This window comes from Allobosea sp. Root483D1 (genome assembly GCF_001429505.1).
GTDB lineage: Bacteria > Pseudomonadota > Alphaproteobacteria > Rhizobiales > Beijerinckiaceae > Allobosea.
Genome location: NZ_LMJW01000022.1, coordinates 548131 through 575072 on the forward strand (window position 1 = coordinate 548131; position 26942 = coordinate 575072).

The 26942-nt window shown below is 64.2% G+C and carries 6 protein-coding genes; 3 read left to right on the top strand and 3 right to left on the bottom strand.

Features of this window, described 5'->3' with window-relative positions; translation table 11 throughout:
• Window positions 1-2640: a caspase family protein gene (locus tag ASE66_RS25455; RefSeq protein ID WP_057192519.1), complete on the top strand. Its 2640-nt coding sequence runs from the start codon at window positions 1-3 to the stop codon at window positions 2638-2640.
• Window positions 2641-2761: 121 nt separating this feature from the next.
• Here the strand turns inward: ASE66_RS25455 and ASE66_RS25460 are convergent, their stop codons facing one another.
• From ASE66_RS25460 to ASE66_RS25470, 3 genes are read right to left on the bottom strand one after another with little or no spacing between them, the layout of a single operon-like run.
• Entirely contained in the window at window positions 2762-10834 is an 8073-nt protein-coding gene (locus ASE66_RS25460; RefSeq protein ID WP_057192520.1) for an OmpA family protein, read from the bottom strand.
• Between the two features lie 5 nt (window positions 10835-10839).
• Window positions 10840-21363, bottom strand: a complete 10524-nt coding sequence (locus ASE66_RS25465; RefSeq protein WP_156412326.1) for a hypothetical protein — start codon at window positions 21361-21363, stop codon at window positions 10840-10842.
• A gap of 6 nt (window positions 21364-21369) precedes the next feature.
• Window positions 21370-22629, bottom strand: a complete 1260-nt coding sequence (locus ASE66_RS25470) for a hypothetical protein (RefSeq protein WP_156412327.1) — start codon at window positions 22627-22629, stop codon at window positions 21370-21372.
• 231 nt (window positions 22630-22860) lie between these two features.
• On the opposite strand from ASE66_RS25470, the gene ASE66_RS25475 reads away from it, so the two are divergent.
• Together ASE66_RS25475 and ASE66_RS25480 are read left to right on the top strand one after the other, a co-directional pair.
• A complete protein-coding gene (locus ASE66_RS25475; RefSeq protein WP_057192523.1) occupies window positions 22861-25233 on the top strand; it encodes a hypothetical protein in 2373 nt (790 codons plus the stop codon).
• 625 nt (window positions 25234-25858) lie between these two features.
• Window positions 25859-26803: a toll/interleukin-1 receptor domain-containing protein gene (locus ASE66_RS25480; RefSeq protein ID WP_057192524.1), complete on the top strand. Its 945-nt coding sequence runs from the start codon at window positions 25859-25861 to the stop codon at window positions 26801-26803.
• Window positions 26804-26942 lie beyond the last annotated feature (139 nt).

Genomic DNA, 26942 nt, shown 5'->3' on the forward strand with positions numbered 1-26942 from the left:
ATGGCAACGGTCGGGGCATTTGTCGTAGGCATCGCCTCGTACCGCGCGATCAGCGGTACGGGCCTCACTCCGCTTGAATTCGCCGTCAACGATGCGGATGGCATCGAGCAGTATCTCCGAACCTGCTGGCCGGATGACGGTGATCTAAGGATTGTCAGGATAGGCGAGGGCGATGCGACTGCGGTAGCAATGGAGGCCGGGCTTGAAGCGCTCGCGGAGGGCGGCCCTTACGAGCTCTGCTGGTTGTTCCTCTCCGGTCACGGTTGGGTCGACGGTGCTACTGCCGGATTCCTGGTTCAACCTGCTGAGGAAATTGGCGGCCTTCCCATGCTGGCCGCTGAGACCTTGGATCGGCTGATCGGGAGAATTGACGCAAAGAGGACGATCCTCATTCTCGATTGTTGCTTCGCCGAGGGCCTCGTGCGGAGGATGTCCTACTTTGCAGCGCTCGGTGAGAGTGAAGCTCGTCTTTACGTGGCATCGTCGCGAGAGAGCCAGCGCACCTGGGAAGACAGAGGCGTAAAGCACGGCGTGTTTACCGCGCATTTGCTCGATCTTCTGAATACAGGGAGCGCCGCTCAATTCAGCGAGCGCAAGACGCAGCTGGACGTCGATGCAGAGCTGTTCCCGGCTGTCTGTGCTCAAGTGCCGCTTTACGTGTTTCAACAGAAGGGCGGAGCGCGACAGGAGCCGGTGAAGGGAGGCGTGTCGAGCTCTTCGGTTGCGCTGCCTGTAGCGAGCCTGGCCCGGCGAGTTCGGAACCGGTCCGTCCTTGAAACCGTAGCTATACGACTGCGTCAGGCAGTCACCGGCCTTGCGGTCGGCGGTCTTGCATTGCTGGCCCTCAGCTATGCTCTTCTCTACTACGTTGAGCCAGGCGCCGGTGGGACCTTGATGGTCCGTCACGGAACGAGATGGCTTGAGCCGCTGCTGCGTGTCCTGCCGCTTGAGAGAGTCGACACCGGGATCTCCGTTGCGGATCTATCGAGCAACGGTGCGGCAGCAGCTCCACTTCAGTCTGGCTATACGACCGGTTTCTGGACACACGAGGGAGCAGATCGTGCTCGCGGTTGGTTCGACGCTGTGCTCGCCGGCCTCGATCCAGCGGCAGCGGCACGTTACGGGGCGCTCGCCGGAAGGCAGCCGCCAACGCTTGGTCCGTCGCCCTTTCCATTGGACGTGGAGCGCGCTGCCTTGATGGCGCTGAGCGATGCTCAGCCCGAGAGCCTTGATCCGATTTTGAACCACGTGCCCGGTGGCGATCGTCGTTCCCAGCAGGTCGAGCCTATCTCGGCCAACCAGTTGGATTTTGAGATTCTCGACCTGACTGAAGCCAACATGGTCAGCTATGCTGAGGCGTTGGCATATGCGGCGGCGCTTGATCCCGTTAGAACCTTTCCGGCATTTCTCGGCTTTGCCAAGGCCACCCAGGAATGGCTGCTTCACAATACCGATGCACAACGTGGCCGCGGCGCACGCGATCGCGTGCGCAATGCTGTTGTCGATGTCCTCGGAGTGATCTCCAAGGCGCGGATCGACCGAGGCCTTCCGGCGCTTGACACGCCAGATCGGGATCTCCTTCGGGTTCTGTCGGATGCAGGATATGCCGAAGTGATTGGTCAAGCTCTGAGCCGTGTCGTTGGCGATGCCCAATCGCGCTTGACGGCAGCAACTAGCGCGCTTCAACGATTTCGCGGTAGCCCCGATGATCCAACGCAGGGACCGGCGTTCGAGACGATCGTCGCTGGACTCGACGATAGCGCGCAATCCAGGGAGTTGGTCGAGCGCGTCATTGCGGCATTCGCTGACGCTGGCGCGGTGCCGAATAGTTATTACACGCGGTTCCTGATTGCGGCCGGTGACGCTCGCGCCTTGCCAGCCAATGTGGTTGACGAACTCGTGCTGACGGCTCGTGAGAGGCTGGCGAAGGCCGAAAGCAATTTCGAGGATAGCGAGTACGGCCGAATTCTCGCGCATGCCATGAGCCAAATTCCTTTAACGCAGCGGGAAATAGCTCTGGCCCTCATTGAGCGTGTCGCGAATTCGGTGACGCCGATGTCGACGTCGACGGCTGAGATGTATGCGGCTCTGGGGCGCCAACGCCTCGATCCGGAGGGCTTGCTGGCGAAGGTCCGGGAACGTGCCGCCAAGGCGAAACCCTACACGCCTGCCGATCGAAACGTAGCCGTTGGTCCGACGCCGGGGATGACGATAGTTGTCGGGCCGGGACCTTGGATAGCCGCACTCGCGGTCTTTGGCAGCAATCGACAGCTCGGAGCTGGTGAAGTGGCCATTCTTCGCGCGCATGCTTCAAATCCAGCGCTGCGAGATATGATTATGCGGGCGCTTGTTCGCCAGGAGAAGGAGGAGCCGGCGGATACGATCGTTGGATCATGGCAACGTCGCCTCTCAGCACTGGCAACTGACGCTCGATCACGTGACACTGAGCAGGCGATAATGGTTGGCTATCTTGCTGCCCGGCCTTGGCCTGAATTCACACGTCTCGTGGAGCAATTGCGGAAGGAGAGGGGCGATTCTCAAGAACCCGAACTTCGCATTGCCTTGGGCGCGATTGTCGTGAACGCGTTGGTCGCCAGAAGCAGAGTCTCGCCGCGTGGCGCTCAACTATTTGCCGGGTGATCGTAGCAATTAGCCGTTGCCATAGCGTCGCTGACCTGTAGCGAAGCGGACCGGAGAAGACGTCCTTGGACCCGGATTAGCTACAAATCGGGCTGGAGCATCGTGGCGGCACGTTTGCAGGTCAGTCAAGCAAGGGCCAATGGGTCGCTCCCGAGCCGCTAAGTTTCTGAATGCGATAGCGCGATGTCTTCGGATCGGACCAGCGCGGTGAATCCGGCCAGCGAAACACGGCGCGTCGCCGCACCGCTGCGCCCAGCAGGTCATCGGGGTTGATGAGCTCGACGCGCGATGGCTGCGGGCTCCAGGCGAAACGCGGAGCGTGAACTGCCGTCGCGGCCCCGGTCTTCGTTTCCCGCAGCAGTGCGTAGCCCTCGGCGGGCGGTGGCAGGACCGGCTTCGATACGATCTTCACCGGCAACTCGATGACCGTCTCCTCGTTCGTCCCGGTGCGTTTGCGATGGACGACAATGTAGAGCAGATCGTCGGGCTGAAGAACGATCTTCGGTTTCGCCTTGTCCGCTTTGTCCCGGTCGAGGCGCAGATCGGAGAGCTTCAGGGTCGTTACGACGCGCTCCGCCACTGTGTCGATCAGCGTATCAAGGTCGAAGGCCACCAGCTCTGTCTTGTTGCCGTCGCGATCCTGCCGGCGCAGGGACAGGCGCGCCTCGAAGGTGCCCGCGACAACATCTTTGCGAGCGAGCACCAGGAGCAGCTCGCTGTCCGGATTGTACTCGCGCCGATCGCTCGCCAGCGTCGCATTGACGATCGTCGTGCCGGCATCGTCGCCGAACAGGCGACCCGAGCGCTGTGCGGGCGTCGACGTGAGCTGACGATTGTACGCCGGGTCCTCGAAGTGAACGACCCGCGGCTGCAGCGGCGCGCAGGGAATGCCCGGTCTGCGCACGCGCAGCGGAAAGCGCAGGGTTTGAAAATAGCCGTCGACGAAACCCTCGATCGCGCTCGCGGGCGTGTCGAGTCCGGTTTTCGGGGGAACCTTGATCTCGATCGATGCGGCGGCACCATGCGGTTGCCGCGCGACCCAAGCGTTCAGCACATCATCCTCGCCGAGACGCAGCTCGCTCCAGGACGTGGAAACCTTGAGATCCAGCTTGCGGCGGATGCCGTCGCCAACGAAGAAGGCGCTGAGTCCGAGCGTTTCCGGCGTGTGCTTTGGATCGTCCTTGGTGAGCGCCGTCCACGTTCCATTGCCGTCCTGCTCCAGCAGGTATTCCGCATCGAAATGCAAAGTCGGCAGTTGCGATCCTGCAAGCAATGACAGCTGGCCCGGCGCGGCATCGCTTAAGCGCAGTAGCAAGCCGAAGCGCCGGGGGCTTGGCGTCGCGCTGCCATCGTCGGCACGGATCCGCACCGAGGCCAGATCGTAGATCGCGACATCCGTCAGGCATTCCGGCTTGTCGAGGCAATTCTTCTCCGCATGCCAGAGCGCAGCCCAGGGGCGGTGCGCACGCTCGACCTCGTTCTGTCGGTTCGGCGGAAGTGAAACCGGCCGCGGCATGCGCTGCTCCACGACGATCGATGCCGATGGCGTGAGCTGACCGCTCCCCGGCATCTCGGTCGTGGTCAGGACGCGCAAGGCCATGGGCGCTCCTGCGCGCGAACCGGACATCACCACGTCGACGCCGTGCGGCATCACCGGCTGCCATTGCAGAATGGACGGCGGTGCCTTGCTGTCGGGTGCAGGAGGCTCGGGCGCGAAAGGAAGCGTCCTGAAGGACGGCCCACTCGCACGCGCCTGTGCAGCAAGCCAGGCGGCGCGGGCCGGAGACCGGAAACCCGTCGGCAACAGCTTTCGCGGCTGCAGGGAGGTATCGTAGGCCACACGCGATGACACAGCCTGCCACCACAACCGCGCCGTCGCATTGTCCTCGGGATCGATCCGGCGACCAACGATCGCCCTGGACGTTTCGGAGAGATTGCGAACGGCGAGCCGCAGCGCGCTCAGGCGCTGCCGGTCCGTCGGCCGGATCTCGCTCGGCAGGTCCTCGCTGTAGATCGGCTGAATGCCGGCGACCTGAGGCGGCGCGATTTCGAACGGCTGCAGCTTCGGCACAACACTGCCGCCGTATTGGCCTTCCGCAAAATGGACGTCCGCGACCGGGCTGCGCAGCGGTAGGGGCGGTGGATCGACGGGCGCGAGCACCGTCGGCGTTGCCAGAAGATAGCCGTAGTCCACGGCCACCTGCGTCGGTGCCGCCGTCGATTGGGCGGTCCGCCGCAGGCGAATGACCGCAATCGGGCTCTCGGGCGCGAGCTGAGACAACAGCTCGATGGCCCATAGCCGAATCTTGTCCTCGCCCGGATCGCCCGGCCACATTCCCTGCGCCACGGGCTTGAGGACCGCGTCGCCGCCATCGTCGGCCGCCGCCGTTGCCAACACCTCGGCCAGCGTCAGCACGACGGATCTATCCTCCGGCGCGGTGTCGATGCGGGTCGACCCGAGACATCGGTAGGGGCTAATGGCGAGGCCGACCGGCTGGTTGTACGACTCCTGCGCTTGCGGCGGAGTGACCGGCACCAGAGTCGCCGACGTCAGCACATGCTCGGCGACCTCAGGCCGCGAGGCGTCCCAGATGTCGCGCAGGAGATAGCCCGCCAGGAAGAAGGCTTGCGGCGAGCTCTTTGGCAGATCGCCGATCATCTGAACGCCGAACCAACTCGCCTCGCGCCAGACCATCTCGCCCACATGCAGCAGGGGATTCCGCGGCCCGGTGCTCTCCTTTGGCGGCACTCCGGACCGCTGCGCGCGGAAGGCACCGGTCAGCGCGCTGCGCCGGCTGAGGCGACCGGGACTGTCCTGCGGTGCGGAAGCTAGTAGCGGAGCAAAAGCGCTCACCGCTGCAGCCTCGAACGGGGGACGCTGGATCCGAAACCAGGCCTCCTCGAGCGCGCCCTCGCTCAGCCGATCCCAGCGGCTCGCGCCCGGCGCATCGAATTCGCTGACGCGGACAACGATAGCCGCATTCTCGCTGCGGCAGGCGAGCGCGCACAGCGCCGGGTGGGATTGCGGCGGGTTGCGGGACAGCCTGAGCACCGGGTCGACAACCATGATCGATTTCGGCGTCGCCACTGTGTCGTTTGCGGGTGGCTGCATCCGGCCGACGAAGGGAAGGCCGAGCATGAGCCATGGCGGCTCCCTCGGATCGACGAGGCCGATGTCCTCCGGTGTTGCAAGCTCGGCGCGCTGCATCGCATTGGGAAGAAATTGCAAGGTCGTCATCGTGGGCTTGCGCTCGGACCGCGCGTCCGGACCCTTCAGCCAGAGCGGCACGCTGGCCTCGACCACCAGCGCATCGTCGCCGAGCAGCGCGACCTGATCACTCGGTTCACCGAGCTTGAGATGCTTCAGCCAGGCGGTGCGATGAAATGCCTGGAACGCCGCGCCAATGTTCACGCCCTCGCTCCAGCCCTTCTTGTCGGGCTGCAGTCCGTGGTGATCCGCGGCCGTCGAGGCCAGGAAGGTCGAGAAGTCGGCCGGTCGAACCAGCCGAACCTCCTGGACCGCGCTCCAACGCCAGCGCCTGTGCAATGTCACCTTCGACTCACCACCTTCGCTGCTGAGCGAGACGTCGGCAATCTGGTGCTCGGTAGCCGCTAAGAATTGGCCGGACTTGTCCTTCAAGCCGTAAAGAACCTTCCCGGAGCCCGCGCCGGAGCCGGTGGAATCGAGCTCGTGCTGATTGAAGAGAACGCGGACCGTATGGCGGAAATGTCGCCAGCCGTCGGCGCTGCCGTCACGTTGCGGAATGGTCACGCTAGGCGGCGTCAGCACTATTTCGACGCGGCGGTTCTGCCAGTTCGCGTCTTCGTCGTTCGAAACGACCTTCAGTCGCTGCTCGCCGTAGGGCACGACCGAGACACGTGGCTTCGGCGTGATGTTCTTGATGAACGGCCGAAGCTGGTTGCTGATTTCTACTGCACGCCGGTTCGACAGCTCGTAATTGTCGCTCACCGGACCAGTGTCGTCCGCGTGGCCTTCGATGCGCACGTGGCCGCCGTGCTCCGCCAGGATCTTTGCGACCTCCTCGTAGGCCTTGGTCGCCGCCGCGGGATCCTCAGGGGTCTGCTCCGCCGTCTTGAACAGGAGTGCCCACCGCCTGAGAAGGGGCGAGTCGGTGCCGCTCGCACCCGGCCCACCGAGCGTGCTCGGCCAGGAAATGAGGTTTTTCACCTCGAGCCAACCGTTAAGTAGCGTGCGGCGCTCCCAGGACGCCGCTCCACCGCCCTTTGGCATCGCGCTGAGCAGCGTGCAGTTTGCGTAGAGATCGCCGGACGACGAGCCGAACGCCGCCGCCGGCTCAATCGGCTGGCCGGACGGCGAATCCTGCAAGGATGTCCCCCATCGACATGGGAGCAGCACTTCCGCAGCAGCGGCGGTCATGCGCAAGTCCGGGATCAGATCGGCGTTGTCTTGCACCGGCTGTGCCTGGGTTGCGGCGAACGACATGGCGAGAAAGCCGCGCGTCTGCTCCTTCGCCGTCCCGTCCAGTTGCGCTCCGGGCAGCAGCGACCAGGCGCTCGCATCGACATCCTCATCGAGGCTGAAGATGGCCTGTAAGCCGAGGGCGGGTGCCGGCTGCTGAGCCGACCCGCCGGGGCTGGAGAATGCAAGCCCCTCCGCTCCGGCCCTTGGCAGGACCTTGATCGCATCGAGGGCAACGCCGCCACGCGCCGGCCACACCTCGTAGGTTGCGACGGTTTCAATCGAAAGACCATCGGTATCGCCCCAATGGAAGCCGAGGTCCATTTCGATCCGATGTTGCCGCGATGGTGCCGGAGCAGCGCGCAGGTCGAGCTCGAGTCCGATCCTCGTAACCTTGATCTCCGCCGTTCCCCGATCAAGTGTGGTCGCAGCGGAAACGGCTTCGCTCCCGTCGAAGGTGAGATCACCGAGTTTCACGCTCCACGATTGGCCGAAATGGGCAAACGACAGGCGAACGTCCCCGAAGCGCAGGAACTTGGCCTCGACGAGCTGCACGGTTCGCCAAGTGACCAGAGGGCCATCCTCATCGGCCGTGAGAGTCCAGACCCCGTTCGCAACCGCGGATTTCACCCCGGACAGCACGAGCGGCGCGCCCGTCGTCCCGGTGAACGTGAGGCGGACCGCATTGGCCCGCTGCGTCTGCTCCACGGTTCGTGGTTTCCCCGGCGTGACCGCGGGGGGGAGCGGCAAGGGTACCGTGAGCCGCGCCAAGACGGTGACGGTGAGCTCGTCTCCGTCGAACGTCACATCCTCGAGTCCCAGGGGTTGCATGTCGAGGCCGCACAGCCGCATCGGCTTTTCAGTCGCGTCGATCGGCCCGAGCCACCACTTGTATCCCGACAGCGGGTTCAGTGTCCGGCCTTGCGCAGCAGGGTCGTTGACGTCCTCATGCTGATCGCTCAACACGTCCTCGCGTTTGAACTGCGTGCCGTTCTTCAAGGCGATGCCGGCGAGGAGAAGCTGCCAGGGCGTCGTGTCCCCGACCTTCAGCGGCACGGCCCGCAACCAATCGCGGATCGTCCACGTTTGTCCGTCCATTGCGATCGGTGTGTCGAGAAAGAGCGTCCCCTGGGTCGTGGATCCGCGCGACAATCCGCGTTGATCGCGGATCATCCCGTTAGCCGCCGGCTGCCACGCACGCATCGATCCCGCGATAATCTGGAAATCGCCGTCTTGCCGCGCAAGCCGACGGACCAGTGCACCGGCGGTGACGCCGAAATGCCCATCGAACCCGCGCAGTGCGCTCGTGCCCTCCAGAACCAGCGGCGCGCTTTTGTCCGCGTTGCTCAGCTGCAGGCGGCCCGGGTAACTCGCGAAATCCGCCTGGGGCGGTGCAATCGGCCAGTCGAGCGGCTCGATCAGGCCTCGCACGGCGAATGCCGGTGAGTTGGCATCCGCGTTGCGGTTGATGATCGCATCCGCGGCCTCGGTGCGCGCCAGGAAGCGCTTGGTCGACAACTCCCCCCACCACGCCTTGAAGTCGCGTCGCCCCAGCGGCCGCCGCTGCTTGTCCTCGGGTGCCGTGTGCTGCCTCCCTGAGAACAGGCCTCCGCGATAGTCATCGTCATCGTCTTTCGGCAGCTGGGCAAAGGCGTTCAGCTGGTCCAGATAGGGAAGGCCGAATTCATACTGCACACGCAGGCCGAGCCCGTTCTCCTCGGGCAGCTCAGTTGCGGCTCCAGGTTGGAGCACGAGGCCGGGAACCGACAGGCTGGCAAGCGGCAGGACCGGCTGCTTCGTCTCCAGCCACTCGGCGGCGGCACCACGCGCCGGCACGCTCAGCCAATTCGCGGCGGCGCTCGCACCGCTCTCGAACGACCAAACGCTGGGGTCTATTTCGGGCAACGACCGCGGGGTCGGAAGCCGCCATGGCAGGTCAAAGGGTGCAAGCTCGCGGCTCGCACAGGGATGCGCGGGCGGATCCTGCGTTTGCGTCAGCGGCAAGGACTGGATGAACGGTAGACTTGGATGACGGCGCCAGATGAGGGGGGCCGGAAACGCATCGGCGCTCGCTCCCTCGAACCACGACTGTTTCAGCCTGGCCCTCGGGTCGTGCCTGACGTTGATCTTCAGGTTGTCGAGCCGTGCGGTCGAGTCCGCGCCGGCCGCAGAGCGTGCCGTGATGGTGAATTCGCAATCGAGCCTGAGGGGACTGGCAAATCGGAACGGGCTTTGATCGGTCGAGAGCGAAACCGAAGCAAGCGTGCCGACGAAATCCTCGAGGTCGGGAAGGGCGTCACGCGATGTCGGCGGTGACTTGGCAAGCCAAAGCAGGCCGTCGAGCGTCAGCTCGGGCTCGCGCAGCGAGATATCAACGCTGACCGTCACCCACTTGCCGTCGTGAGGGCCGAGCGACCAGGCGCCATTGACGCCCGTGGCGTCGAGCACGATCAGCGACCATGGATGCTCGTCCGCGGGAGCTGCACCCTCGGCCGGCTGATTGGAGAACACGGCCGCACCGGCAATGAGCGACTCGTCAGTGCTCGGGGCGATCTGGTCCTGGTAGTGCTCCTCGACGAGGTTATAGACGGGCCACTGCATCCAGCCGTCGCTGAGCGGCATCGCAGCCCACAGCACCCGCTGATCGGGCGTTTGGCCCGGCCTGGCGATGCCGTGCGCGGCGCGAAGGTCGCGCGCGAGCGTCAGTGCATTGTATCCGGCCGTCAGCTTGCTCGACATGATCGTCTCGTGACCAGGCGACCAGGCGTAGCGAAGACTCGGTTCTGCACTCGACGCCTGTTTGCCAGCAGCGACGCGCAGCACGAGCAGCCCGCCGCCCTCCTCGAAACGCACGATGGGATGGGCCGTCATGATCCGGCGTTGGCGCGCCGTTGTTGCATCAGGTGGAGCATCCGCAACGGTCAGCTTCACGCTGCCCTGGTTAAACGCAAAAGTCGATTTGGCTTTGCCTGCGGCCCAGGTGATGTCCCAGCAGAAGCCGGGAATGGCGTCGTCGTTGATGGTGAGCTCGGCCCATTGGGGCGCTGCGCCATCGAATGTGGTGAGTGCCGTGCGTAGCAGGTCGAAGCCCCGCGCGAAGGAAGCGAGGGTCTCGGCCGCGTCGCCGGGCTTTCCGTCCGCCGTGCGGGGAGCCGGATTGCGCCGGTCCAGGATCACCTGCAGGGCAGGCTGCGGTGCCGTTGCGGGGCTGAAGGGAGCGCGCAACTGAAACCGGGCGCGCAACAGCGCCTTGCTCCAGGGCAGCGCGACCATCGCGACAAAGCCCACACCGTCGGCGTTCAACGCGATTTCGGAAAAAGCGCTGAACCCCGGCAACATGCTCCCGAGGTATTCCTCGAGCGCAAGCGGATGCCTGATTGCATCTAGCGAAATCTCGCCGTTCTGGATCAGCAGTCGGTCGTTCCGCGACGCGTCTCGCGACGTCAGCACGAGGCGGCTGACCGCGTAGACATACTGATTGTCCTTGACCGGCTCGCTGACGACGGTTGCCGCCGGGGCTCCTTGAAAGAACTGGAGCTTGACGTCGCGCGTGCCGAAATTAGCCCTGATCGTCCGCGCCCGGTGTGGGCTGGGATGATCGCGCTCGTCCTCCATGAACACAACTCTGGCCTGTATGACGGCCAAACTCGCAGAGGCTGGCGGCGGCTCGATTTCATAGGAGCCGTTTGCGATCCAGATCGGCTTTTGATCGCTGGCGCGCTGCGGGCCGTGGAGCTCGATAATGTCGGCCATGGGCTCTAGAGGGGTTCGGGTTGAATGTCTTCAGCCGCTGCGACGAGCGGACAGGAGCCGCGCCGGGTACGCAGCGTTAGCGTTCCGCCGGCAAAGCCGGCATTCAGCGAGCATTGATAGAGACGCTGGATTGCCGCGCGCGCCGGTACCGACTGCGTCGCGAGCTGGGCGAACAGGGCGTCGGCGCGCTTGCGCGACAACAGCCCGGCCGACGCGAGCACGCTGCGACCGAGCAGAAGCTTGGTGGCGAGCTCGCCGACGTGAAGCTGGCTCTCGTCAGGGCGGGGGCGCCATTCGGGCTCGACGATCGCGACGGAGAGCGTATCGCATACGGCATGCAGCGCGATCAGCGCATCGCACAGCTTTGGCGGCCAGTCTTCCAGAGGCTGCTTCACGACCTTCCACGCATCCGCGTCGAGCAATCCGGCGTCCTTGTCGAGCGTATAGTGGAACTCGTCTGGGTTTCCGGTGGGCGCGCCCTTCGTGACGTGGAGCACCGCGGGGAGGGCGCCCGGTACAGTGAACGTGGTCGACACGAATGCGATGCTTCGTGCTAGCGTTGCGGAGTCGAGCAGCGCTTCGAGCGTGCGATAGAATGGCGTCGACACCTTCCACGCACGCAATGCTTCATGCTCCTTCGCCGTCAGGTAGCCGCGCCAGGTGAGCGTGCGAGCCTCCGCGTCGAACAGCAGCCTGTTCTTGTCGTCTGTGAACCGGCAGACCTGCAGGATCTGCTCCAAACCCGCCGAGGCCCTGACTTCCGTGATCGCAGCTTGGGTGGGGCTGTCGGGTGCACTTGCGACCAGCGCGCGCAGCGCAGCGCCGAAATAAGTATCGCACGCGTCCGCCAGGTGCAGCAGGTGGTCGGCTTCAAACTCGGTGAGATGCCCGTTCAGCGCCAATGTCAGGCCGGACGGCGGCTTGACAGTGAGCGAGGTGCCGAACGCCGGGCCATCGGCCTCGTCGAAGTCATAGCGGTCGCGCACGGCGGCTTCGATTGCCGGATGACCGAGCAACGCGTGCATTTGAACGCGCAGCCGGTAGCGATGCTCGTAGGGCTGGGGACCCGCAGGCGGAGCCGCAATGGTCGCCCGGAGTGTGGACTCGAAGCGCTGGCTCAGGTTCCGGAGTGTCCAGGCATAGCCTGCCTCGCTGCGTGTGAATGCGATCGCCGCCACAGCCTCCACCACGCCGGCCATCGGTCCGCCGCTGTGCACGATTTCGTAGCTGACGCCGACGTCGGGAAGCGCGGACAGCTTCGGTCGATACGGAGCGCCCGGGCCTGCAGCTTTCGGGTTCTCGATCTCCCATTTGGTCTTGGCCGGGAGGCTTTCCCAGAACGAATTCAGCCGCAGATCGAAGACCAGCTGGGCGACGTCGCCCACCTCGCCGATGAAGGCGTCCTTGATCGGAATGGGCGCCGGGGAATGGAATTCGAACTCGCTGTGGCTCACCGCGATCGCCGGCGATGACACTGCGGCTGCCTCGGCCTTGAACACAGCTCGATGCTCGTAAAAGAACGGCAGGTCCTTCCATTGCAGCGCCACCGCATCGCGCTCGAACGGGTCATGACGGTCGCTCAGAAGCAACGTGCGCTGCTCGTTCGTCACCGATTTCGGATCGGTCGGAATCTCGATCCAGTCCGGCGCGCTGACCGCGCCGGGCAAGCGCACATCCGGGTGCGGCTTGGACGGATCATCGGTCGACAGATAGGTATTTTCCACCAGCTCGACGTGCTGCCAACCGGTCAGCGGTTTGTCGCCGTGCTCGAATTTGCTGCCGAAGAACGCATCGATTTCGCGGATGTAGGCGAACCGGCGCACCAGCGCGTAGGCGACATGCTGAAACTCCATGCGCTGCGCCAAGGTGCGATTGCGTTCGCTCAGGGTCTGCTCGGGATGCTTGGCGAGGACGACCTCCCACACGGGAGAAGGTCTGGTTGCGCCATCGGCCGTCGGGGCATCGAGCCGGCGCGAGGAGAGCACGAGCGGTGGCGCGACGCGACGGATACGTGGTATCGCCACGTCGAGGCCACCCTTGCCGAGCGCGACCTTTTCCTTCAGTCCAAGCAGCGTCGTTACGTTCTGTTCGCGCTCCTTCGCAAGCGGGAACAGCACGGTGCTCTGCGCGAGCGCTAGCCAAAGCTGGTCGTAGCGTGACAGCGACTGCGCGAAGTACCGGAAGCCGTGCGCCCAGCCGTCGTCGATGATGTGATAGAGCTCGGTGCGCCCCTTGCGCGATGCCGCAAATCCAACGGCGTTCGCTTGTGGGTATGAGGTGGCGAGCCACGGACCTTTGCCATAGCTCCACGGGCCTGCGGCTCCCTTGCTGAAATCGAAGTCGCCGCTGAAGTTGAAGAAGCGACGCGTCCAGTTGAGCGTCTTATCGGCGTTGAGCGTGTCGACCCAGTTGCGTCCGGTCGGGGTCTTCGCGCCGGCGAGCCGGAGATAGCGATCGAGGCGCCACCAATGGCGCTGCGGTCCGTCCTGCTCCGGCTCGGGGCCAAGCTCGCTCCCCTCGACCAGATCGCCATCCGTCGGCGGCATGATCCACCGGTCCTTGATGTCGGGAAACAAGCGCAGCCGCTCGTCGTTCAGGCCGAGCGGGTTGAAGCGTGGCGTCGCGTAGGGCACGCCGGCCGTCACCGACACGTTGGGCTCGGTATCCGCCGTCGTTCGCATGACAAGGGTCACGCGGCCGCGAGCGCCTGTGGCAACCGTGGCGCTCGCTTCCGGATTGTCTTTGCTCAATGACGGTCCGGCGCCCGCCTGTCCGGGAAGGATGACGTCGACCTGCCATGCGTCCGGCGGAGAATCCGGCTGCTTGATCGAGATCGTGACGAATTCCGGGGTGTTCTGCGGATTTTCCGCCTCGAGCACGCAGACCTTGTACTGCATCACTGGGCGGATGGCCGGCCGCAGGCTGAACTGCACGAGCGCGAGCAGATCGTCCTCGGTCGGTCGCGCGTCCGGATCACTGTCGAGCCGAACGCTGCGGCCGGACTGGAACAGCAGCTCGACATGCAGGTGCTTGAACCATGTCTCGCTGTCGGTGCCCTTGTAGCCTCGCAACACCTCCCGCAGTAGGGTCCAGGCACGGTCGGCGAGTACGGCCTTGCCGTCGCGAATGGAGCGGAACGTCACGGCCGCGGAAAGGCCGAGCCGCTTCAACGCATTCCAGCCGTATGGATCGGCTCCGGGGGGCGTCTCGTCCTGCAGCGCCTCAAGGTCGGTCGCCTTTCCCGGCGGCAGCAAGGTCGGGTCCGATGCGACGCCGTAAAGGCGGGCGGTTTCAGCCGAAACGTCATCGGACGCCCGGTTCTCGATGTCGCAGATCAGCTGCTCGAGCAGCCAGTGCAGCTTGGCGCGCGGTTGCGACAGGACGACATCGATCACGCCGTTGTCCGGCGCGGGGATGGGGAAGGCCTCGAGCTGGAATGTGAAGCGCGGCGTATCCGAATTCGTGTCGGCTGCCTTCACCCATTTGATGCCATTGTGGCGCGGCGCCGCAAAACCGGAAATCTCGAGCGCAGCGCAACCAGCGAGCTGGTTCAGCCGCGCCTTGCGTTGCTCGCGCTGGGCTAGCGACCAGTTAGCCGGAGGCGCCGCAAATGTCAGCGTCAACACGCCCGGTGCTATGGTCACCGTGGCGCGCTCGGCCAATGCGGCCGGTTCCTCGCCTGCGTCGCGCATCTCTTCCCACCCCCGCGGCAGCGCCGGCCACTCGAGGTAGGAGTCGCGCCAGGAGAACCAGTTCGACAGCCAAGTGTCCGTGCCGCGCCCGGTCGATATCGCCTCCTGATCCTGCTCGCGCAGGCTCAGGCGTCGCGCGCTGCTTGGATACCAGGCTTCCCATTGATCGGGTGCAAGGTTCTCGCGCGGCGAAAGCGGCAACTGATCGGTCGGAAGCAGGCGAAGCTCACGAATTTGCCGGGTCAGGGCGAAGAAGCGCTCGAGGTCAAGAGTCGGATCCTCCAGCGCCTCCGCGGTATCGGCATCGACGTCGAATTCGAACAGGCGGAAGGCCGAGAGCAGCTCACGCTGCCACAGCGGCGCAGCCGACGGCGTGACATTCCAGCCCAGACGCGCAGCGCGCCATTGCTTGGGATGCGGCAGGAAGCCCAGCGGCTGATCTGCGAGCTTAGGTTGGTCGAGATCGAACACGACAGGGCTGCCGCCGGCCGCGAAAGGCCGGGGCACGTTCGCAGGAGAAGCATCGGCCCGTCCGTCGAGAGGATCGCTAATGACCGGGGCCGAGGGACGGAAGATCCATTCAAGCAGCTCCGGCCGCCGTTCCTCGGTGCGCTCGTCCAGCGTGAACGCGATCCGAAGCTTGGCGGGAGACAGTGCGGAGGGAACATTGTCGGCGGAAACCGTCTGCATGAAGGCACGCCAAGCCGACGGCCGCCAGTCGCCGGCGGATTCGCTGGAGGAGGGCGGCACGGCGCCCTTGCGCGCGAATGCGTCCAGCAGGAGCTCGCCGGCGCCGCTGGTGAGCCACTGCTGCCGCTCCCGACCGGCGTGATCGCCGTTCGCCGTCTTGTCGGCCGTTTCGGCGTCCCCGGCCTGGCCGAGTTCGATGACGATGTCTCCGGGCAGGACGCGGGCGTTGCTGGCGGGCGCGGACTGGCGCGGATTTTCGCTAGCTGCGTCGGCCGGATAATTGCCGATCGGCAGCGTGCGCTCGCGGCGCAATACAAGGCGCCACCTTTCGGGAGCCGGTTCGTAGACCGCATCGGAGAGCGCCGGCTTCAGCGCGCTGATGACGATCGACTGCGGCTTGAGCAGCCGATCGGCCAGCGGCGTGGCGCTCGCGACGGGCTTAAAGTCGATTCTCGCGAGCTGATAGCGGATCTCAACGTCCGCATCCTCCGGGGCAGGAGGCGGCTGTTGCGGGCGGCGTTCAGCGACGATGCTCAGCGAGCGCCGGCTGGGCTGCCCGGCGAGATCGATGGGCGTGATGGTGTAGAGATAGCGCCGGCTGCTGCCGAGCAGAGCGAGATCCTCGGCAGTCTCTTCGCGGAAGTTGTCCACGAACTGGAAGCGCGCCGGCAGTGTGATGAGCTTGCCGACCGCGCGATACTGGATCGCCGTGCGCTTGACATAAAAGTGCTGGTCGGACCCCGTCGTCCCGATCGGGCGGCGCACGACGTGATAGTGACGCAAGTGATGCTCGGGCTCATCCGTGGTGGCCGTCGACCGCGGCCACCTGATCTCCCAATTGATGGCAACGGTTGACGCCGACGCGACCTGCCGGATGCGATCGAACGAGGGCGGGTGGGCGACGAAGCTGGTTTCGCTGCTGTTGTAAGCCCGCACCTTGCGACTACGCGACGTGCTCGGCGTGGTGGCGGCCTGACCGTCGCGCTGCCAGATCTCTCCTCCGTCGGTGTTTGCTTGCTTTTCGAGCCAGGGCGGCGTGGGCTCCTTGTAGCGGAACACGAGGCCGCACAGAAACGCGACCGATTTCTCTTGGAATTTCTGCAAATCTTCGTCGGTTGCGTTCCGCGCGATCAGCTCGGCATAGGTCTTGGCGTCCTCGATCAAACCGTTGATGATCGTGCTGCGCAGTTCATGCGCCTGCTTCTGCGCCAGCATTGCATCTGTCTGCTCCTCGTCGCCCTCGGGTACTCGACCGGAGTCGGCATAGAGTGTCGTCTTGTCGTTGAAACCATTCAGGAGCTGCTGCTCATAATCCACATACGGGTCGTGCCTGAGATACGGCGAGCCTTCGAACTGCTCCACGGTGCCGCGCACGCTGGCCTCGTAGGCGGCGTCGGACGGATCGCCCACTCGAGGGTCGGTAAGCGGAGCGTCCTGATCCAGGATGTCGAGGTGCTCGGGATCCCGGAACAACTCGGATTCTCCCGGCTTGCGTGGAATGAACGCTGCCTCCATCAAATCTCGGAACGTCGGAATCTGCGGGGCCTGGCTGGCCGGCGGCTGGTCGTTCGTGCCGACCGGCGCGTTCCATTCGATCGCCCAGTTGAAGCGGCCGGTTTGATGGGGGACCCACCTGTTCGTCTTTGCGTCAAATCGCTCGATCTTGCTGGCAAGCCCGGCTGGCGGCTCCCAGATGAAGTCGACGAAATCACCCGTCGGCAGGTCTTTAGGAGGCACGGGGAGGAAGCCAAGGGTTTCCTTGGCACCCTCGCACGGCGCCTCCAGTTGCCGCGCGCTCGGAACGAGCACGAGCAGGTAGGGTGTCTCACTATTTTTCGACGGCACCGGCACGGTGAGAATGTCGTAGTCCGGCAAGGCGAAACACGGGGCCTCGACTTTGATCGGGTCCGGGGCGAGCGCAGTCTCGGGCCCCCCGAGTGTGACGAGGGGAGCGAATGCTTTCATCGTCCGTGCCGGCGTTTCGCCCGGCAACGGTTCGACCTCGGTGGCTTCGAGGCCGACGTTCAGGAACGGCTTGGCGATTGCGGCGGCGCGATCCACCGTGCCTTCGAAAATGCCGACATGGACATTGAAGCGCAGCGAGCGTCCCATCAGCCCGATGCTGAGGGTTGCGGTGCCGCGGCAGCCGGGGATGGCATCAAGGGTGGCCCCGACCTCGAGAAGAGCGGTAAACCCGATCTCGAAGCTGAATCCGAAGTTGAGCGTGATCTTGCAGAAACCAATCTTGATGCGGATCCACAAAGCGATGCCGACGCGCACGTAGATTTCAAGCCCTACCGCACCATAGAACGCCGAACGATCGAGGCGATCGAAGCCCACAACCGCGATGTAGCGTGCACCGAACGCGACGCGTGCTGTCGCCGTGAGGCTGGCGCCGATCGCGCCCGCGTCGAAGCCGGCCGATATCTGCAGCGAGCCTCGTCCCTCGAAGCTGAAGCCCTGCACCATCTCATGAGGGGTGATGCGGGTGATCGAGCCACCGCGGCACTCGATCATCAACGGGCCGATGCTCATGCCCCAGCGCAGAACGTTCGGCCAGCCGAGCTCGAGGTGGAACAGGTTGGGCTCGATCAGCAGCGTCGTCGAGTAGTGAGAGGCCCGGAGCGCCTCCTTCGCGAAATCCCACATCGGCGGATGGTCGCCGAAAGCCGGATCGGGCTGGGATGCGGCATGCGCCAGCAGCCGATGCTTGCGCGGCTGGAATAGCGCGTAACCAGCGACCAGCGGCCGTTCGCGAACGCCATTGGTGTCCTTGTCGAAATCATAGTAGTTCGTGTACAGCCATCCGCGCACGGTCATGAAGAACGTGAAGTCGGTTCGCAGTGCCAACACTGCGTCCATTAGGAAGACGTTGGCGAGCTTGCGTTCCGCCGACTCCTTCCAGTCGGTCACACTGCCGGCTGCGCTCGCGGTGGACAGCATCGCGCGCATCGCGATGGTCCAGCGCGGCTTCTCGTCCGGCTCCTCGATATCGAGCCGCCATGCGGAGACGTTCGAGAGATTGCCCTGGCTGCCGGCAAGCTTGTCGAGCTCGCGGATGAGCTGCTTGATGTCGTTGGTCTCATCCGCGGCCTTGATCATCGCCAGCGTGTAGCGGTAGCCGAAGCCCAGTCCGACCTCCCGGATGTAGATCGGGATCGGCGCGGGAATCTGGATGCTGAGATGGCGCACTTCCGCATAGAGGAACCACGCGCGCTCCCAGCGATATGGCTCCGGTCGCAGGACGCGCAGGAACGCGAATGTTGCGCTGATCTTCGGTAGCCCCATCATTGTAACGGCGCCCATTCCGCGAAACCCGCGGGCACGCCATCCGGGCTCGATTTCATCGCCCTCGAGGAAGTCGATCATTCCCTCGAGCTCGAAGGCCTCGCCCGCACGTAGCTTGAGCCCGAGATTGCGGCACCTCAATCGCGGGAAGAATCCGCCGGGCTCGGGCAGGGCGACCAGCATGTTGTGGAAGTCGAAGCGCGCGTCAACGACGTCGCCGCCGTCCACCGCGAACTTGATTTGGCCACATAGCTGCATCGCGGCGGGACGGTCCTCCCAGTGCTCCGATCCGGGGTCGAAGCCGAGCCCGCGCAGCTCGAACTCAAAGCAGCCGAGGAAGGAGAACTTCGCTTTCTTCGGCATCTCGACGTGGAATTTGATGTGGTTGCGCAGTACGCGGGCATCTCCCGCGAGCGGGCAGTCGACGAACTGCATCTCGATTCTCGGCAGCCACGCCAGCGGTCCTTCTGCGTCGTCGCCATCGAGCAGCACGAACCGTGCAGTGCCCGTGAGTGTGAAGTAGAGATGATAGTCGCCATGGTCGTTGACGAAGCGCAGTCCGATGCCGTCGATCGAGAATTCGAACCGCGTTCCTTGGCAGCGCAGCAGATTCTTGCCGGTGAGTTGGGCCGCGGCCGAGATCAGCTCGAGGTTTCCGCTCGCCCCCTGGCCGAACTGTAGTGCAATGTTTGCGGTCGCTTCGCCGACCAGATCGGGAGGCAGCTGGCCCGCGCCGGTAACCGTGAAGCCGGTGATGCGATTGTCGCGGACCTGGAAGGACGCGCCGCTGAATTCGAATCGCGTGGCGACACCGTTCAAGAGTGCGCTGCACTTCTTCATCGAGGCGTCGAGGCTGATGCCGCCCGGGCCGATGGCGAAACCGCTGACCGCAAACACCAGCGGCTCCGACGGAGAGGTGAGCCGCGTGAAACGTGCCTCGATCAGCGATCCTTCGGCCTGCTTCAGCAGGAAATTGTCGCCGGCGAGAATGAGGTCGAACAGCTTGCCGGCGGTGTTGCCGGTGAAGCGCCAGTTGAGGCCGAGGAAGTCCAGCTCGCGTGGCTCCGGCAGCTTCAGGCTGATCGTGCTCAGCCCATCGGCCGAGAACGCGAAACGTTCCCAGTTGAAGTTGAGATCGCCGTCGGCCTCGAGATCGAACTTGCCGGCGCCGGTCATGGCGCCCAGATGCAACATCAGCTTGAGCGGAACCTTGAAGCCAGGCAGGGTCCAGTCGATTGTGGCCGGCTTCGCATCAATCTCCAGATACTGCTTCCACGCCTGAAAGCCGTCGCGCTTGAAGAAAGGTAACTTCGACGGATTGATCTTGATGGTGGCGGCGATGTCCTTTTCGGTAATCCGCTCGAGCTGCGAGATCGGCGCGGACAGGGTCGCGTTGTCGCTGAAGTCAAGGGGTGGGAGAGGGTATTGCGTTTTCCGGAAGAACTGAGGCTTGCCTTCTCCCAATTCCAACGTCGTAAGGGCGAGCGTTGTCCAACCCTGTTCGTCCCGCGCATCGGTCGGGCCATCCTCGTCATCGACCGCGGTGAGAACCGGAGCTAAAGGGGCGGGCGCCGGGTCGTCCGGTGGCAGGATCGTGGCGGAGAGCTCAAGCAACCGCGACGCGTCGGCGTCGTCGTCACCATGCAGGTGTCGCGGGTCGTCGGCTGTTGACAGTGCGAACGTGGTGTACGCCGTTGCGACCTCATTGCCGGCAAATGTGGAGAAGAGTCCCGTCCTCCACTGTTCTTCCGCTCTCCAGACCACCATCGACCAGTGGCGCGGCTGCGGCACATCCACGGCGAAGCCGGGCAGCGTTACGGTCCACGCATCGGCGACGCCCGAGGGCCGGTAATCCAGACGCACCTCGGTCAACTCGCCGTCGTCCCGCAGCAGCCGGATGGCAATCTCCGCATCGTCCTTCAGATCCGGCACGAGCGCTTCAGGCAAGATCAGGGTGAGCCACTGCTCCAGCTGTCTTCCCGTCCACGCGACGGCGACGCACTCGTCCGACCGGTACCAGTGCTTGATGTGCAGTTTCGTCGACGGCTGTCCCTGCAGCTCGATGTAGCTCCCGATAGTAATTTCGCCGTTGTCCAATTCCAGATGCAGCGTTGCCTCGATCGCGCGGCCGGTCGGCCCCTCGACGCGCAATCCGACGATTTCGAGCACCAAGGTATGATCGTTGTTGGCCGGATCCTTCTCGAACAGCGCAACGCGCTGCCAACTGAGCTTCAGGAACAGGGACGGAAACTCGAGTGCCGGCCAGCCCATGCTCCACGGGAAGGATGGCAAGGACGGTAGGCCCGAACTGCCGGGTGGCCAGGGCCAATCGAAATCAGGCCATTCGAACGCGACATTTGGCATCCGCAGCCTCAGCCTAGGCAGCGTCACCGAGGGCAGCACTGGCAGCTGGTCGAAAGTCAGCTCAAAGCATGCCGCCGCGCTCGCAGCGACCGAAATGCCGCCACTGACGCCCAATTCAATTTGGCCGCAGACGTGCAATGTGAGCTCGGTATCGAAATGAGCAGCGTCGTATCCGACGATCGTCAGCTCAAGCTCGGCGCTGTAGCCGGCCGTATTGCTGAATTTGCGTCCGAGGAAATCCAGGGGGCCGGACGACGCGTCTCGGAATGATGCTGAGACGAAGAACGCCATGCCGGGCTGAGGGCTGAGCCGCCAATCGCCGCCTGACGGAGCGAGGGCTGTCGTTGGAATCTTCGGTTGGGGCGTCAGTGGATAGCTTGTTGTCGCTCCGCCGCGCTCAATTAGCAGTGCGCTGGCTACCCATTCAGGACCGGCCGTCGCGCCGTCGAGCGACACCGTTGCATCTGCGTTTTGATAGAGAATGAGTTTCGCCACGAGACCTCACGGCAATTGCGGGTCGAACGGTATGTCCCAACTCGTGTACCAAGTATTCAGATGGAAGTTACGCCTACGCTCGTCGGCTTCGCTATTCTGCTTCTCGACCTGCTTTTGCTTTTCGCTTTTCTTGTCCTCGGCGGGCTTCTTCTTGATCCAGAACTTCCTCGCCCGCTCTTTAAATTCCTCGAGTAATTCCTGCTCGGAAATGGTGGGCTTGTCCTTGGTGATTTCGGCGTACCAGGCTTTGGGTTTACCCCCATGCTGATTGACGAGGTCGAGCGTGAAGATCACGCCCTTTTCCGATTTGATTTTCTCTCCGCCCCACTGCAGCAAACCCTCGCCCTGGATCTTTGGAAAGCCAGCCGGATACTCGGGAGAGTTTTCGTCGTACATCCGCCGGATCGTTGCGAGTGCGAAGTCGAACATCAGTTGCTGAAACAATCGGCTATTCAGCATGTTCTGGAAGCACTGATACCAGTTCTTCTTGCCGGGATCGGGCCGCGCGAACTCCAGGTCCCGATCGATGCTGTCGCCCTGCTTTCGTCCTTCCGGAGGAGGGTTGTCGTCAGAGTAGAGCGCAGCCTTGGCCTTTTCGAGATGAGCGATGACCTTCTTGATGTTCTCGTGCTTGGCGCCGGGTTGATCACCGAACAGTTTCGCGAGCTCATCAGCCTCTTGCTGATAGAAGTATTTGATCGGCTCCGCGAGCCTTCCGGGTTTTTGCGCCCAGTGTATGATGCCAAGCGAGAGCCCAGCGAAATCCTGATTTCTATTCGTCGTTTCGAATTTGCAGGCGCATTCCTGGGAAGCAATCAGAACCAGCGCTTTAAGGAGGTGCGTGAGCCTCTTGTCTTTGGCGAAAAGGAAATAGCCCGGCGTGACGAAGGGGCTCAACCGAGCTGGAGACAGAAGCATCGACTGCAGGGTTAATTTATCGACGGCTCCGTCGGTGTTTAGCGCCCATGGTGGATTTTCGCGCGTATTCCACTTTCGCTGAAATCCGCGGACGAGTCCCACTGTGCGATCGGTATATTCGCCGTAGACGCCTTGCCCCTTCTGCGAACCTCTAAGAAATAACGGGGCAGCTTCCCGCAATCCTCGACCTTTTGGCAGATATTCCTTGATCGGCTCTATGCTGGGGTACCAGCAATGCAGTAGGTCCTGGATAGCGCCGATCGCGAATTGATCAGTTTCATCCGGCCCGATCGGCCCGGAAGTTCCCGCCAAAAGCCCGTCAATTCGCTCGATTCCCGTCGGGCGCATTTGGACATCCCCTTGCTAACAATATCGTCGGAGAGAGTGTCGCGATATCTGCCTGCAAAGGTTGTGTGCCTTCATCCACAGTTTTGAACGCTCCGGCACCGCAAGCCATTCCACTGACAAGTGTTGTCACGGAAACGGCAATGGAAGTCCCCGCCGCCGAAAGAAGGATGACGGAGCAAGAGAATCGGGTCACTGCGCTCTCCCGCAACCCGTGACGACCGCCTACCGCCCATGCCTATTGAATGGAATGCTCAGCTTCTCTCCACCAAGATCGCAGGCTTCTGCCGCAAGCGCCTGACACCGTTCCTGAATACCAACGCCACGCGAGTGGAAGCCTATCTGCTCGGCCTCATCGCCCATCGCGAATACCCGCCGACCAGGGGCCGCGGCATCGACTGGAAAGCCATCGCCGAGAGTTGCAGCATCGCGCATCTGCTTCTGGTCGAAGTCAAGGAGGAGGTCCGGCCCGCGCTGGACGCAATCGTCCGAGCGCTCGACGCTGCCGCGCGAAGGGAGTTCGAACCGCGGAAGCGCTCCACGACGGGGGGTGATGATAGCCGCCCAACGCCCCAACGGGCGAGAGGCGAGACGCTGACCGCCATCGCCCGGATTCAGCCGGACCTGTTCGGGGCACCGGCGTTTGCCGATACCCGGCAGTCCCCGCCTCGCCAGGAGCGGAAGCGCGGCGTGAAGCCCAAGCCGGTGGAGGAATTCCCGCAGCCGGCGAACGGCGATTGGGAGGACCCGCCGACGTTCCGCGACGCGCTGGCGCTGCACATGCAGCGTCACGGCGAGAGCTATTGGCACTTGCATCGGGCGGTCGTCCGGGCCGACGAGACCTTCGACCTCCAAACCATCCGCAGCTGGGTGCAGGGAACGAAGGCGCCGGTCAGCGTCGCGAGCATGGAGATCCTGCGCCGGATCGAGCGCCGCTATCGGCTGCCGGAAGGATATTTCCACGCAAAGCTGCCTCACCAGGGTCGAGCGGCCAGGGGCCACGAATTCGAAGGCATCGACGCCTCGGAGCGGCGCCGGCTGGCTTGGCACCTGCCGGACAACTTCAATTTCCTGCCGCCGGCGGAGCGGGAAAGGATCGTTGAGTGGGTCCGGCGCGTCATCGTCAGCGGCGCGACAGATTATCGCCGTTTCCAGGCCGCCGCGGTCAAGCAACGCTACGCCATTCGCTTCCCGGGCGTGGCTTACGGGCGATCGGAACCGGCGACGCCACTCGACCGAAACGACGCGCCGAACGAGGGCATGCCGGAGACGGATCCCGACCTGCTCTCGGGGGTCGTCGACGCGCCGCCGCAGCTCACCATGGAGATGGCGGGCCTGATCCGCTTCAAGACCTCGACGCTGACCGCCGCCGGCCTTCAGCGCAACGGCGTCTGGGGCGAAGAGACCACCTCCCAGAAGATCGAGCACCTCGGCCTGATGCTGGGCGCGCTGGCGGCCTCGCCGAGCGGAGCCGTGCGCGGATATGGCGTCCCGCTCCAGCACCTGACGCTCGGGTTGCTCGTCTTCCCTGGCGTCTGGGACTGGTATGTCCAGTGGCGCGAGCGCCGTCGCGGCTTCTACACCGCCTGGGAGATCGACATGCTCCGCATCGCCCTCGCCATCACGCGGCAGGAGACCGGCTGGCTTCGGCAGCACGGGCAGCTCGTCCATCGTGTCCGTCCGATTCCGGGACTGGTTTCGCCGGAGGAGATCGAGCGGGCGAAGGCCGACTGGGACGGCGCCTGCGACGCCTTCTTCAAGCACGCCACCGGGCGCGTGAAGGAGATCCAGCGCGTCGCCCGCGTCCACCGCGACCCCTTCGAGCCGATCATGCCCGTGCTGGAGGCCCCGAGCCCTGTCGGCGAATACCGCAAGATCACCGAGGAGATCCTGAAGCGGATGCCCGATCCAGCGCGCTATCCGCGAGGCGCCGCTGAGGCGGTCCGATCGTTCCTCCTGCTGCGGCTCGGCCTGCATCTCGGGCTGCGGCAGAAGAACCTGCGGCAACTGATGGTCTGCCCTCGGGGAGGCTTCCCGCGCTCGGAACGCCAACTGGAGGACACGAAGCGCGGCGAGCTGCGCTGGAGCGAGCGGGACTGCGGCTGGGAGGTCCTGATCCCGTCCGTCGCCTTCAAGAACGCCAACTCGTCGTATTTCGGCAGCAAGCCCTTCCGGCTGGTCCTTCCGGACCTCGGCGGGCTCTACGACCATATCGAGACGTATATCGCCCGGCATCGCCAGGTGCTGCTTTCCGGCGCCGAGGATCCCGGCACCTTCTTCGTCAAGACGGTGAAGCAGACGAGCACCGATCCCGCCTACGACCAGACGACCTTCTACGAAGCCTGGAGGCTGACGATCCAGCGTTACGGGATCTATAACCCCTTCACCGGACGAGGCGCGATCCAGGGCCTGCTACCGCACGGGCCGCACAACGTCCGCGACGTGCTGGCGACGCATATCCTGAAGCAGACCGGTTCCTACGAGCAGGCCAGCTACGCGATCCAGGACACTCCCGAGATGGTGCAGAACCACTACGGTCGCTTCCTTCCGCAGGACAAGGCCGCGTTGGCGGCGAAGATCCTGAACCAGGTCTGGCAGGCGGCATAGGGCGCAGCCCTGAGGCGAAAGGCGCAGCTACGCCGACTTGAGGTTGCGAGCGCTTGACCTAGCGTCGTCGGCGGTAGGGAGGGCGTTGCGCTGGACGGATGGGGCGAAGGAACTCCGGTGGCTGGCTGATACTGGGGCTGATCGGGCTGGGTCCAGATCCGGCATCCGATCTCGGCGATCGAGGGGTGGGTCAGCGCCCGTCGCCTGGGTGAGACGACGCCGCGATCGGAGGAGACGCAGACCGAGGAGCCACCGAAGCCGAAAAGGAAGGAGCCGCCGGGTGCCGAGATCCTTTCCGATGCGGCGATCATAGCGAAGCTCATCGCCCTCGATGCGGCCGCCTATTCCGGAAACTGCCGCTGCCCGGAGAACCGGGATCGCGGCGGGCGACGATGCGGGGCCAGGAGCGCGTATTCCAAGCCCGGCGGCTGGTCGCCGCTTTGCTATGCGGGCGACGTCAGCCGAGAGGCCATCGCCGCCTTCAGGTCGAACGGAGGGCGCTAGTTGAGCGCGTCAGTCCGCGTGCAAAGCTCTGGCAAGGATCGCCGAGGCTTGGCATAGGGTTGTCGTTCGGGTCCCCGTCCCCTCCCAGGCCCATAGCATGAATTGGAGCCTCGGGATCGGAATGACGGACTTCTTCATCAGCTACACCGGCGTCGACAGGGCATGGGCCGAGTGGATCGCCTTCACTCTGGAGGAGGAAGGCTTCACGACGGTCGTGCAGGCTTGGGACTTCCGTCCCGGCGGCAATTTCGTATTGGAGATGCAGCGTGCGGCTTCGACCGCCGACAGGACGGTCATGGTGCTGTCGGACGACTACCTACGGTCGGAGATGGCGGCCCCGGAATGGGCCAGCGCCTTCGTTCAAGACCCGCAGGGGTTGGAGCAAAAGCTGCTTCCCATCATGGTCCGTGCTTGCCAACCGCCGGGACTTCTCAAGCCCATCGTTCAGGTCCGCATCATGGGCATGGACGAGGCTACCGCCCGCGATGCCATTCTCGCCGGCGCCCGGAGAACCCGCGCGAAGCCCTCCGCGCGTCCGCTGTTACCCGGCTCGATCGCCGCGCCCCGCCACAAGGAATTCCCCGGTCCGGACACCGTGCCGTGCCAGCCGGTTCGATCCGTGCTGCCGAAACTCAAGGTGCCGCTGACGGACGTCGATCGCCGGCGTTTCGCGAAATCGGCCTTCGCGACGATCCGGGCAGCCTTCGGCGCGAACTTGGAGCAGGCGGTGAAGGAGGACGGCCGCCTGGACTTCGACATCACGGATTCGACGGCGACCGACTTCAGGGCCGAACTCTTTCTCGACGGCGCCAGCAAGGGCGCATGCCGCGTCTGGCTCGGCGGGATGATGGGCGACAACAACATCTGCTTCGCCGAGGGCCGTATATCCGGCGACGGCTGCAACGAGATCCTGACGCCGGCCACCAGCGACGACGAGCTGTCGCTTTCGGCGACGATGGCGATGGGCTTCTCGGACTTCGAGAGGCAAACGGATATGAAGAGGCTGACCCCGGAGCAGGCCGCGGACTATCTTTGGGAACGGTTCACGAGGGGGTTTCGACGGTAGCAGCGCGCGACATCGGGAAAGATCTACGCCAGCGCGACGGATCGGCCGCGGGGACCTCGACAATGAGATATTGATTTAGTCGTTATGACGGTACTTTGTCGGAGGGCCGGCTTCGATTCTTCGACGCTAACGGCGAGTG